Here is a 12,067-nt window from a genome sequence, read left to right on the forward strand (position 1 = left end):
CGCCAAGGTCCGCAGCGAACGCCAGCAACGCTGGGGCCGCCCACGCCCCAAAGCCGCCTGATCAACCCCGGCAACGTTCGTGGTCAACGCACTAGCTGTGAGCAATCTGGACCCCACGGACTGCGAGGGTGGTTACTTTCCGTGGTGCCGCCGGCCGCGCCGAAGAGGTCATTTCATCTGGAGGGTCCGCTGTGGCCGACGAGGTTTCTGCTCTCCTCCCTGAAGACGCTGCCACCCAAGTGTCGGATGCCGGCGGGGTTCAGCCGCTTTCCCGGTGGTTCATGAACCAGTGGGTGTCGAAATAGTGGGCCATTGTGTGGGGGTGGTGCGGGTCGACGAGGATACGGCAGACGAACTCGGAGGCCTTGCAGTCGAAGAGGAGGTCCTCGCCGTCGAAGGACCGGACCACGACGGGCCAACGGTCGGGGTCGTCACCGTCGGCCCTCCAGCAGTACCGGTCCTCGTGCTCCGTGCCAGCCCAGATGAACAGCCCGTCCTCCCTGAGACCCGTCCACGGCTCCTGGTACAAGTCCAGGAAACCGTCGAAGGCGCCCTTGCCGAACGTCTCGACCATGCGCTTGTAGTCGCTCGGCACCGCGGTACCCAGGCGCGACTCCACCTCCACCCAGTCCACGTCCGGCCGCTGGGCGGGCTGCGTCCAGCCGGTGATCCGTATCAGCCGCTGCATCCAGTCGACATCCTCGTTCGGAGCAACCGCGAAGGGTTCGGGCACCTCCCTGTGAGCGACCACCAGCACCGGCCGCTCAACCCCCTCGGCGTCCCGCACCGTACCCGCGCCGACCCACTGATCCCCGTACGCCCACGCCCGTATCGTCACGCCCCGGTCCTCGAAGGGGACGAGGAGAACCGCGCCCCCGGAGTCGTCGACCGCCGGGTCGGTAAAGCCGTCGAGGACGAGGGTGCGCGGGGCGCCGTACCTGCTGGCGAGCAGGTCGGTCAGGTCCTGCGGATCCAGGTCGCTGGGCAGGTACACGTAGCCGTCCCCCGGGCCGAGTTGGGTCAGCAGATCGTTGACGGTCGCTTGCGTGAGCTCCATGGCGGACAGTGAAGCGCACCGCACTGACAATGGACGTGCTCACAGACGTATCTGACGTCAAACCGGAGGTTTGGAACCCACCCGAGGAGACCGCTACTGGACGTAGCCATTGTCAACTGGAACGCGGATTTGCTCATCCACTGCTAATGAGCCGCCTTCACTGCTAACGAAGTCGCGGATCCTAGAGCGGTGCCCAGCGCAGCGACTTCCTCGCGGCAGAGCTTGCACAGGCCGTCCTCGAGGGCGCGGCCGACCACGACGATCCGGGCGCCGCAGTCCCCGCAGGAACCGCGCGGCGGACTCTCCGGCTCGCTGGCTGCCTCACCCCGCCATCGGGAGCGATGGTTGCCCACCGGTCGCGCAGCGAGGCGCTGGCGGCCGGGAGCTCCCAGGCCCGCTCGGTGATCAGCGCGCCCGGCGCACGTACGGACGGGCCGCGGTTTCGCCTTCTGCCCGCCGCCGTTCTGGCAGGCCTTCGCCATCGCGGCCCGCAGCGCGGCCCGGGCCAGGTCCCACGCCGGACGTCTCCCCGCTGCTCATGCCTGCCCCCACGGGATGTAGCCGAGGTTCAGGTGCCCGAGGCCGGACATCTGCCGCACCTGTTCCACCAGCCGCCCGGTGAACAGCCTCCTGGCCGACGTCTCGCCGTACCGGTCGATATGGTCGAACACCAGCTGCGGGTCCTTCATCGCGCGCACCGCCACGAGCAGCCGCTCGCGCATCGTCTCCGTCAGCTGGAGCGGGTTGCCCAGCTCCAGCGGAACGACCGGACCGGCCTGCGCCGGAACCGACCGCAGCCGACGGCGCGGCGTGCCGCCGCCGGGGTACGTGAGCGCGGCCGGCGCCGCCACGGCGCTTTAGGCCTACGCGTCCCGCAAGAACCGCGCCTACCTGCGACGCCGCGGTATCCGCTGCACTATCCCGGACAAGGCCGACCAGGCTCGCAACCGCAAGAAGCTCGGCTCTCTCGGCGGCCGGCCGCCCAAGTTCGACGCTGAGGACTACAAGGCTCGGCACGCGGTCGAGTGCGGCATCAATCGCCTCAAAAGGCACCGTGCGGTGGCAACTCGCTACGACAAACTCGCGGTCCGCTACGCGGCGACCGTCCTCGTCGCAGCCATCAACGAGTGGCTGTGACCAGCACATCCGATACACGCCCTAGGACCCAGACGGCCCGGCACCCGCGCGACGCGATACGTTCCCCCGCGCCGGGCCGTCTCCTTGGCAGGGCCGGGAAACCGGGACAGTATCCGAACCGTGAACTCACCGCCTGCTCAAGGCCACGGCCCGACCGGAGCGTCCATGCGTTTCCAGGAGCTCTCCCGCAGTCACGTCGACCGGGCCCTCGACCACGCGTCCCTCGTCTTCCACGAGACCTACGAGGAGGAACTGCGGGAGCGTCATCGCCGCATCCTGCTGCGCTGCGACCGCTTCGGCGGGTACGAGGGCGACCGCCTCGTGGGCCTGCTCGCCGCCCACCGGCTCCTCCTCTCCGTGCCGGGAGGCCAACTTCCCTGCGCCGGGCTGACGTTCGTCTCCGTGGCACCGACCCATCGGCGCCGAGGTGTGCTCTCCGGCCTGATGGAGCGGCTGTGGGAGCAGTGCGCCGCGACCGGCCGTCCGCTCGCCGCCCTGTGGGCGTCCGAGAGCGCCATCTACGGCCGTTACGGGTTCGGTGCCGCGACGGCCCTGTCCTGTGTGGAGATCGACTCGCGGCGGCCGCTCGCCCTTCGTGTCGCCCCGGACCCCGGTCCGCTGCGCCTCGTCGACCCGGCCGAGGCGCCCGCGCTGCTGGCTCCCCTCCACGAGGGCGTCCGCACGCGCAGGGCCGGGGCCCTCGCCCGTGACCGGCACTGGTGGCGCGAGCAGATCCTGCCCGAGGAGGACGAGGACGACGACGAGTTGGGCCCGCCGCGCGTCGTCGTCCTGGGCGGCGGCACCCCGGCCGGCTACGCGATCTACCGGACCCGAGGGGGCGACGACGACAGATCCGGGCTCGTCCAGGTCGACGAGCTGGAGGCCCGCACCGCTCCCGCCGCCGCGGCGCTGTGGAGCTATCTCGCCTCCATCGACCTCACCGGCACGGTGCGGGGCTCGGGCCGGCCCGCGGACGACCCTTTGCTGCTGATGGCGGCGGACCGTGATCAGGTGCGCGTCACCGCGCAGTCCCCCGCTCTCTGGCTGCGCCTGATCGACGTACGGGCCGCGCTGGCCGCTCGTGCGTGGGCCGCCCCCGCCGACCTCGTTCTCGATGTGCGCGATACGCGGATCGCCGCGAACCACGGGCGTTTCCGTCTGACCGTGAGCACGGATCACTGCGGGTACGAGCCGACCACCGATCCCGCCGACCTGACGCTCGACGTCCGTGACCTGGCCGCCTGCTATCTGGGCGGCACCCCCGTCACGCACATGGTGCGCGCCGGACTCGCCACCGAACACACGCCGGACGCCGCGTCCGCGCTGGATGCCGCGCTGCGCACCGAGTATCTGCCGTTCACCAACGACGAGTTCTGAACCGGCCCGAAGCCGGCGGGAATCGATGGGGGCGGGCACGCCGCCCCCATCGGTCCCGTCTACGTCATCGCCGGAGCGCGGCTCCCGCCATCGCGCGGGTGCCGAGCCCGAGTGCGGCGTGTACGGTGCGCACCGCGTCGTCGAGCCGGTCCTGGCCGCAGAGGATCCGCACACCGTGCCGGAGCCGGGTCGCCGTCTCGATGGCGATGCCGTTCTCCATCAGGGCGGCACAGCAACGGCTCACCGACGCGGGGCCGATGACCGACACGCGGCCGAGGTCTTCGTCGTGCTGGATGACGCCCCGCGTCCCCGGGCCGATCTCCTCGACGGCGGCGGTGAGGGCGGCCGCCTGGTCGGCGTGGACCACGAACGACAGCTGTCCGGTGCCCGAGTCCGGCCGGCACAGGGCCACGTCGATCTCACGGTCCTCTCCCTCGACGGCGCGTAGGACGCGCTCTGCCACGAGGAGCCGGTCGGCGAGCGCGTCGGGGGCCGCGACCCCGACGCGGACGGCGCGGTGGTGGGCGACGCCGATAACCGTCCCGCTCCCCTCACCGGGTTCGGCCGGGTCGTCGCGGAGCAGGGTGCCCTCGCTCGTGCCGTGCGAGGAGCGCACCCGCACGGGCACCCGGTGACACTGGGCGTAGCCGACGGACGCGGTCGCCAGGACGCGGGCACCGCCGGCGGCGAGTTGGCGCATGGCCTCGTAGCCGATGCGGTCGAGCAGGCGGGCCTCGGGGACGATGCGCGGGTCGGCGGTGTAGACGCCGTCGACATCGGTGCAGATCTCGCACAGGTCGGCGTTCAGGGCCGCGGCGAGGGCGACGGCCGTGGTGTCGGAGCCGCCCCGGCCGAGGGTGGTGACTTCCAGGGTGTCGGCGGCGCGGCCCTGGAAACCGGCCACCACGGGTACGTATCCGGCGTCCAGGGTCTCCTGGATCAGGTCGGGCGTGACGTCGGCGATGCTCGCGCGGCCGTGGTCGGCGGTGGTGACGATGCCGGCCTGTTCCCCGGTGAGCGCGCGGGCCGGGACGTCCAGCGCCTCCAGTGCCATGGCGAGGAGGGCGCTGGAGATCCGTTCGCCCGCGCTGAGGAGCAGGTCGGTCTCTCGGGGCGGGAACGGCTGGACGGCCACCCGGTCGGCGAGGGCGAGGAGTTCGTCGGTGGAGGCGCCCATCGCGGACACCACTACGACGACGTCCTGACCGTTATTGCGGGTGGTGGCGACGCGTTCGGCGACGCTTCTGATCCGGTCGGGGTCGGCCACCGAACTCCCGCCGTACTTCTGGACGATGAGGGTCACGGCGTCACATCTCCCGGGTGCTGCCGGTCGGCCGGCCCGTGTCCGCGCTGCCGGTGAGGGGCGCGATGGACTTGCCGATGGCGTCGATGAGGATCGTGCAGGCGGTGTCCGCCACCTCGCGTGAGATGTTGAGCGGTGGCAGCATGCGCACGACGCAGTCGCCGCGGCCGCCGAGTTCGACGATGAGGCCGTTCTCCAGGGCGTGCCGCTGTACGGCGGTGGCGAGGTCGGTGGCCGGAGCGCCGCTCTGCGGGTCGGCGAGTTCCACGCCCCACATGAGGCCGAGGCCGCGGACCTCGCGCACCCAGGCGTTGTCGCGGAGTTCGGCGAGCCGGCGTTCGATCTGCGCGCCCCGGGCCCGGACGTTGGCGAGGACGTCCTCGTCGCGGACGATGCGTACCGCTTCGGTGCCGGCGGCGAAGGCGAGCTGGTTGCCGCGGAATGTGCCGGTGTGGGCGCCGGGGGCCCAGACGTCGAGCCGGCGGTCGTAGAAGATCACGGCGACGGGGGTGCCGATGCCGCTGAGCGCCTTGGAGGCGATGATGACGTCGGGTTCGATGTCGTACTGCTCGAAGGCGAACCAGGTGCCGGTGCGGCCGCAGCCGGTCTGTACTTCGTCCACCACCAGCGGGATGTCCATTTCGCGGGTCAGCTCCCGTACCCGGGTGACGAACTCGCGCTGTGCCGGGATGACGCCGCCCTCGCCCTGGACCAGTTCCATGACGACGGCCGCCGGGGCGGGCACGCCCCCGTTGGCGTCGCGTAAGGAACGCTCCAGCAGCGCCACGCAGTTGGTCGCGCAGCTGTGCGGGGACAGCGCGAGCGGGCAGCGCGTGCAGTAGGAGTAGGGGAAGAAGTGGGCGCCGGGCATGCCGTTGGCGACCGGCTGCTTCTGCCTGACCAGGCCGGTGAGGGCCATGGCCGCGTGACCGCTGCCGTGGAAGCCTCCCTGGAAGGAGACGATGTCGCCGCGGCCGGTGGCGGTCTTGCACAGCTTCACCGCGGCGTCGACGGCGTTGGCTCCGGTGGGCCCGCACAGGTGGACCTTCGTCCGGTCGCGCATCGCCGGGGGCAGCATCGAGATCTGGGCCTCGACGAAGGCGTCCTTGGCCGGGGTCGGGAAGTCCAGGCCGTGGGTGAGCCGGGTGACCTGTTCAGTCACCGTCCGGACGAGTTCGGGGTGGTTGTGGCCGAGGGAGAGCACCCCGGCACCGGCCAGGAAGTCGATGAAGACGTTGCCGTCGACGTCCTGGACCCAGGGACCGGATCCCTGCGCCAGCGCGATGGGCAGTCGCCGCGGGTAGGTGCGGGCGTTGGACTCGCGGTGCTGCTGGCGTGCGAGCAGGTCGGCGGAGCGGGGGCCGGGGAGTTCGCCGTGCACGTGCGGACCGTGCCAGGTGGCGGGATCCGTCATGGGGACTGTCATGTCAACTCCGGTGTATGGCGTGCGGATGCAGAGCGCGGGTGGCGTGGAGCGGTGTGGTTCAGCAGGGGCGGGCGGGGATACCCCGCCAGTCGCTGCCGGCCGGGAGCGACTCACCCTTCATGACCAGGGAGAGCGCGTCCAGAGTGGTGCCGGCGGCGACGGTGGCGTCGTAGAGCACGACACAGCGCGTGCCGATGGACGCGCCGTCGTCGACGCGGACCCGGGACATCTTCATCACCCGGTCCTCGAACAGATGGGTCTGGAGGGAGGTGGCCTCGCCGACGGCGGCGTCGTCACCGACCTCGACCAGGTCGAACTCGGTCATGAAGGTGGTGTTCAGCCAGGTCCGGCGGCCGACCTTGGCGCCGAACAGGCGCATCACGGTAGCCATCCAGGGGCTGCCGGTGAGGAAGGTGACCAGGGTGGGCACGACCAGGTTCTCGAAGAGCCCCGTGATCAGTTCGGTGCGCCGTACCCAGATGCCCCACAGCGGCTCCGTGCGGGGCCGGTAGGCGCCGATGACCAGCCACTTGAGGACGACCACGGCGAGCGTGGCGGCCACGGCCGCCCCCAGCAGCAGTGCGGGGCCGAGGGCGAGGACGGCGAGCGGTGCGGCGATCTCCGTGAGGCGCATCAGGGTGTAGCACATGCCGAGGAACGCGAGGCCGCCGATGGTGGCGGGCAGGGTGATGCGGAGGTACTCGACAGCCAGCCGGGCGGCGATGAGTCCCGGGGTGGGTGCGAAGGTGTACTTCGCGGGGAACCTCTGGCTCTCCTCGCGGCGCGGCAGGAAGAGCGCGGGCGAGCCCAGCCATGTCGTCTCCGGCTCGGTGGCGCCCTCGGGGGCCACCGAGTGCACCCCCAGCAGGCTGTTGTCCCCGATGCGTGAGGAGCCCGGCACCAGCGCGCCGTTGCCCACGAAGGCGCGGTGGCCGACGACGGCCGGGGTGAGTGCGAAGCGTCCCCGGTGGAAGACGGCCGGGCCGACGACCGAGATGTCGGCGACGAAGCTGCGCTCCCCGATCTCCAGCAGGTCGGGGTCGACGAAGCTGACGGTCGCCACCTCCGCCCAGCGGCCGGTGCGGGCGCCGAGCGCCCGCAGGAAGGGCACCAGGTAGAGGGTGGAGTAGAGGGCGTGGGTGGTGGTGAGGCTCAGGGTCATCATGGCGTCGCCGGCCCACTTGGCCACCCCGCGCAGGCTGCGCTCGCGGTGGATGCCCGGCCTGCCCCTCGGGAGCAGGACGCGCTTGACGAAAAGCACGAGCAGGCAGGTGACGACGGGCACGAGTGGTCCGGTGAGGGCGAGGGAGGCGAGCGCGGCCCAGGGGCCGGTGGTGATGACGAGGTAGCCGGTGAGGAGCGCGCCGGGGAGGAACACCGCCAGCGGAGCGAGGGTGAGCAGCAGTGCTCCGAGGGCGTAGCAGGCGAGGACGTGGGGCGGCCAGCCACGCCGGTCGGCGCCGCGTTCGAGTTCGGTGAGCAGGGCCGGCTTGCCGTCCTTCGGGGCGGCCGGGGAACCGGCCCAGAACGCTCCGTCGGGAACGGTGTGGTCGGCGGGGAGCAGGGTCTGGTCACCGAGGGCGGCGCCGTCGCCGAGTCGGGAGCCCGGCAGGAGCAGGCTGTTGGTGCCGACGTGGCTGGCGGTGCCCAGGGAGACGGGGGCGAGCCGCAGCCAGCCGTCGGCGACGGAGAAGGGCTGGATTCGGGCGCCGTAGCCGATGCTCGACTCGGCGCCGATGCTCACCAGGGACGGCAGCGCGGGCGCGGTGGCGATGTGGCAGTGCCGTCCCACCTTGGCGCCCAGCAGACGCAGATAGGGCGGCAGCAGCGGGGAGCCGGAGAGCACGGCCAGCGGCGAGGTCGCCAGCACCTTGCCGTAGAGCCAGAACCGCAGATAGGTGACGCCCCACAGCGGATACCGGCCTGGTGTGACCCCGGCCATCAGCAGCCTGCCCGCCAGGAGCGGCAGCACCAGCATCTCGGCGAACAGCCAGCCCGCGTCGACGGCGAGGAAGGCGGCGTAGTCCAGATGAGCCAGGGTGGCCAGGGGCTGGACGGTGTGGAGGCCGGGGACGGGCGCGCCGATGCTGACGGACAGCCGGTAGCCGAGCACCACCAACGGCAGGCTCATCACCAGCATCCACCCGTAGAGTCCGGCGAGTTGGGCCAGGCCGCAGGCCCACACCCGCGGCGAGGAGTGGCGCCGGGGTTCCGGGGCACCGGGGGCGGCCGACGGCTGCGGCACCGTGTCGGCGGTGCGGCTCTCCAGGCAGCCGGCCAGGGAGCGGACGGTGGGGTGGGCGTAGAGGTCGCCCATCGCCACGTCCCGCAGTTCGGGTTCGCGGCGCAGCCGGGAGATCAGCCTGGCCGCGGTCATGGAGTGGCCGCCGAGGTCGCAGAAGAAGTCGTCCTCGACGGAGATGTCCGCCGGGGAGACCCCGAGCACCTCGCTCCAGAGCGCGGCGAGTCTCCGCTCCAGGTCGGTGCCGGGAGCCGTGTGCGCGCCGGAGCCGCGGCCGAACGGCGCTGAGACAGGAGCGGGCAGCCGTCTGCGGTCGACCTTGTCGGCGGCGAGCATGGGCAGGGTGTCGAGGATCTCGACGAAGGCGGGGATCATGTAGGCGGGCAGGCGTCTTCGGAGCGAGTCGTGCAGCCGGTGGCGCAGTTCGTCCTCGTTCCGGTGGGCGCGGGGCGTACTCAGCGTGAGGTAGCCGATGAGATCCTGTGTGGTGCCGTCGACCTCCCGGGGGACAACCACCGCGTTCTCGACGGCTTCGTCGGCACGCAGGATCTCCTCGATCTCGGCGCATTCGATGCGGTAGCCGCGGATCTTGACCTGGGTGTCGACCCGGCCGAGGTACTCGATCTCCCCGGTGGGCGTGATGCGTGCCAGGTCTCCGGTGCGGTACAGGCGCGGGGCCCTGGCGCGGTCGTCCCCGACGGGGTTGGCGATGAACTTCTCGGCCGTCAGCTCGGGCCGGTTCACATAGCCGATGGCGACGCCGGGGCCGCCGACGCAGAGTTCGCCCTCGGCGCCGTCGGGCACCGGGCGCAGCCGCTCGTCGAGGACGTAGACCCGGTACGTGGGAAGCGGCCGGCCGATGGTGACCGGCTGGTCCGGCCGCAGTTCGCCACAGGTCGCCGTGACCGTCGACTCGGTGGGCCCGTACGCGTTGAGGACGCGACGCCCCTCGCGCGCCCAGCGGCGCACCAGATCCCGGGGGCATGCCTCGCCGCTCACCAACAGGATGCGCAGCTCCGGGAGTTCGTCGTCGATGGTGGTGAGCAGGGTCGGTACGCAGCACAGCACGGTGATGGCGCGTTCGGCCAGGAACGTGCTCAGCCCCTGGCCGACCCGGCGCTCGCCGCTCGGCCCCGCGTGGAGCGCGGCACCGGCGACCCAGGCCGGCCAGATCTCCTCGACCGAGAAGTCGAAGGCGAGCGAGAGTCCCTGATAGACGCGGTCGTCTTCGCGGACGCCGTAGATGGGGGTGGCCACCCGCAGGAAGTTGACGATGTTGGCGTGGCTGACCGCTACGCCCTTGGGTCTTCCCGTGGTGCCCGAGGTGTAGATCACGTAGCACAGCGCCGCGGGGTCGCGCAGGACCCCGGGGCCGGGGCGATCGTCGGGTGCGCGGTCCAGTTCGTCCCGGACCGCGTCGATGTCGAGCACGCGGCAGCTCGCGTCCGCTGTACGGTCGCGCAGGTCGGCGGTGCTGACCAGAAGGCTCAGCCCGGCGTCCTGGGCGATGAAGGCGACCCGGTCCGCGGGGAAGGAGGGGTCGAGCGGGACGTAGGCGGCGCCGGCCTTGAGCACGCCGAGCAGGGTGACATAGGTGTGCGGGGAGCGGTCGAGGAGGATCCCGACCGTGCTCCCCTCCCCCACGCCCCGCTCGCCGAGGAGGTGGGCCAGCTGGTTGGCGCGGCGGTCGAGCTGGGCGTAGGTGAGCGCGACGTCCCCGCAGACGACGGCGACCGCTTCCGGGCTGCGGTCACAGGTGCGTTCGAAGAATTCCGGAAGAAACCGGATGGTGTCGCATGAGGCTGCCGAGGAAGGCGAAGCGACAAGACTCGTATGGGTCACTGAAGTCCCCTGAATGAATTAACACCGACATTTCTTCAGAGAGGGGCGGGCCGGATTCACACACAGGTGTGACACCGATCCGGAAGACGACTTCCGGTGTCTTTGCACAAGGACCCGTACCTCGCTGAGGCGCCTGCAACTTAGGCGCCCACGGGGGCGGGGAGAAGGAGAGTTTCGGCCGTTGCGATACTTGGTACGTACCAAGCTGGCACGTCTCTCTGATCGCCACTCAAACGCAGGTCGGAGGCATCGAACGCGGAGGTCAGGTCACTGCACACCCTCCGAGAACTGCCGAACCGGCCAGGCCGTCCGAGCTCCGCCTGGCGATTATCTGCCGCTCGCCACGCCGGTCGGGCAAAAACTCTGCCCAGTTCCTGTGAATGCCTTAAACGTCGACCAAAGGAGAACCGAAGACAATCCCATGCAACCTCAAGTGCCTTCGCACGCCTGCGCAGCTGCCCCTGAGACACCAATCATCTAGGTGACTGCAGGAGTCTGACCGAATGCGACCGTGACGAAGGCAGCCCGCGGCGTTGCAGCCGGAATCCAGGCGTTCATCGAAGTGCTACTGCCGCTGTGCCCTCTCAGCCGTTCTGGCGCTTCATCCACGGCTGTCGGGCAACGTTGTGCGCCTTCATCTGCGCCACCACCTTGTCATGCAGTTCACGCAACGGCTCCAGCTCGGCCGGCAGCGTCAGCGTCACCGCGGTGCAGCCCTTGCGGCGGGTGGGAGCGGCAGCCAGTTCACCGCTGCGTTTCTCCCAAATCCGCACGCACAGAGGGCCGAGGCCGGTCAGCCGAAGCGGCCCTCCACATAGTCGGCGGTCCGGGGGTCCGACGGGGTGGAGAACATCGCCGGGGTTGGGCCGTACTCGACGATGGCGCCAGGGGTATTCTGTTCGGCCAGGAAAAAGGCGCACTGGTCGGAGACACGGGCGGCCTGCTGCATGTTGTGGGTCACGATCACGATGGTGACCTCGTGGGCCAGTTCGCGGATGGTGTCCTCGATGCGGCGGGTGGAGGTGGGGTCCAGGGCCGAGCAGGGTTCGTCCATCAGCAGGACCTCGGGGCGTACGGCGAGGGAGCGGGCGATGCACAGCCGCTGCTGCTGGCCGCCGGAGAGTGCGCCGCCGGGCTGGCGGAGCCGGTCCCTGACCTCTCGCCACAGACCCGCTTTGGCCAGGCACTCCTCCACCAGGTCGTCCTTGGCCCCGCCGTTCATCCGGATGCCGGTCAGTTTCAGGCCGGACGTGACGTTGTCGTAGATCGACATCGCGGGGAACGGGTTCGGTTTCTGGAAGACCATGCCGACCTTTCGCCGTGCCTCAGTCAGCCGCTGCCCGGGGGCGTAGATGTCCTGGCCGTCGACCAGGACCTCGCCGGCCAGCGAGGCGGACGGGACGAGTTCGTGCATGCGGTTGAGAATGCGCAGGAACGTCGACTTGCCGCAGCCGGAGGGGCCGATGAGGGCCGTGACCAGGCCCGCCGGCATGGTCAGTGACACGCGGTCGAGGACTTTGCGGTCGCCGAACCAGGCCGAGATCCGGCGGGCTTCGAGAGACGCACCGGTCACCGCGGTCGCCACGACCGGGGGGAGGGGCAGCGTGGTCTCGGTCTGGGTTGTCTGGTCGCTCACGGCTTGTCCTTCATCAGCATCAGCGGTGGGGAACGCGGTCACGGCAG

Annotated in this window: 8 protein-coding genes and 1 pseudogene; 2 read left to right on the forward strand and 7 right to left on the reverse strand. The window is 70.7% G+C overall.

Annotated elements, in window-relative coordinates; all coding sequences use genetic code 11:
* Window positions 1–259: 259 nt before the first annotated feature.
* A complete protein-coding gene (locus ACZ4MF_RS41790; RefSeq protein WP_467498648.1) occupies window positions 260–1,057 on the reverse strand; it encodes an SMI1/KNR4 family protein in 798 nt (265 codons plus the stop codon).
* A gap of 536 nt (window positions 1,058–1,593) precedes the next feature.
* Window positions 1,594–1,908 (reverse strand): hypothetical protein, encoded by a 315-nt coding sequence (locus tag ACZ4MF_RS41795; protein WP_467498649.1) that lies wholly within the window; start codon window positions 1,906–1,908, stop codon window positions 1,594–1,596.
* A gap of 10 nt (window positions 1,909–1,918) precedes the next feature.
* Here ACZ4MF_RS41795 and ACZ4MF_RS41800 point away from each other — a divergent pair.
* Together ACZ4MF_RS41800 and ACZ4MF_RS41805 are read left to right on the forward strand one after the other, a co-directional pair.
* Window positions 1,919–2,194: pseudogene (locus ACZ4MF_RS41800) on the forward strand (transposase); the annotation flags it as partial.
* A gap of 165 nt (window positions 2,195–2,359) precedes the next feature.
* On the forward strand, window positions 2,360–3,571 hold the full coding sequence (locus tag ACZ4MF_RS41805; RefSeq protein ID WP_467498650.1) for a GNAT family N-acetyltransferase: 1,212 nt from the start codon (window positions 2,360–2,362) through the stop codon (window positions 3,569–3,571).
* Window positions 3,572–3,635: 64 nt separating this feature from the next.
* Here ACZ4MF_RS41805 and ACZ4MF_RS41810 read toward each other — a convergent pair whose 3' ends face one another.
* The 5 genes from ACZ4MF_RS41810 to ACZ4MF_RS41830 all read right to left on the reverse strand — a co-directional run bounded on the left by ACZ4MF_RS41810 (window position 3,636) and on the right by ACZ4MF_RS41830 (window position 11,957).
* The gene (locus ACZ4MF_RS41810) at window positions 3,636–4,874 is read right to left on the reverse strand and encodes an aspartate kinase (protein ID WP_467498652.1); all 1,239 of its coding nucleotides are present in this window, start codon (window positions 4,872–4,874) and stop codon (window positions 3,636–3,638) included.
* Between the two features lie 4 nt (window positions 4,875–4,878).
* A complete protein-coding gene (locus tag ACZ4MF_RS41815; RefSeq protein ID WP_467498654.1) occupies window positions 4,879–6,288 on the reverse strand; it encodes an aspartate aminotransferase family protein in 1,410 nt (469 codons plus the stop codon).
* 70 nt (window positions 6,289–6,358) lie between these two features.
* Complete coding sequence (locus tag ACZ4MF_RS41820) at window positions 6,359–10,384, reverse strand: Pls/PosA family non-ribosomal peptide synthetase (RefSeq protein WP_467498655.1); 4,026 nt, start codon at window positions 10,382–10,384, stop codon at window positions 6,359–6,361.
* Between the two features lie 584 nt (window positions 10,385–10,968).
* Window positions 10,969–11,157, reverse strand: coding sequence for a hypothetical protein (locus tag ACZ4MF_RS41825; protein ID WP_467498657.1), 189 nt, complete (start codon window positions 11,155–11,157; stop codon window positions 10,969–10,971).
* A 20-nt stretch (window positions 11,158–11,177) separates the two neighbouring features.
* Window positions 11,178–11,957 carry a phosphate ABC transporter ATP-binding protein gene (locus ACZ4MF_RS41830; RefSeq protein WP_467498707.1) on the reverse strand — a complete coding sequence of 260 codons (780 nt, stop codon included), beginning with the start codon at window positions 11,955–11,957 and terminating at the stop codon, window positions 11,178–11,180.
* Window positions 11,958–12,067 lie beyond the last annotated feature (110 nt).

The sequence above is a fragment of the Streptomyces sp. NPDC025793 genome (genome assembly GCF_055558375.1).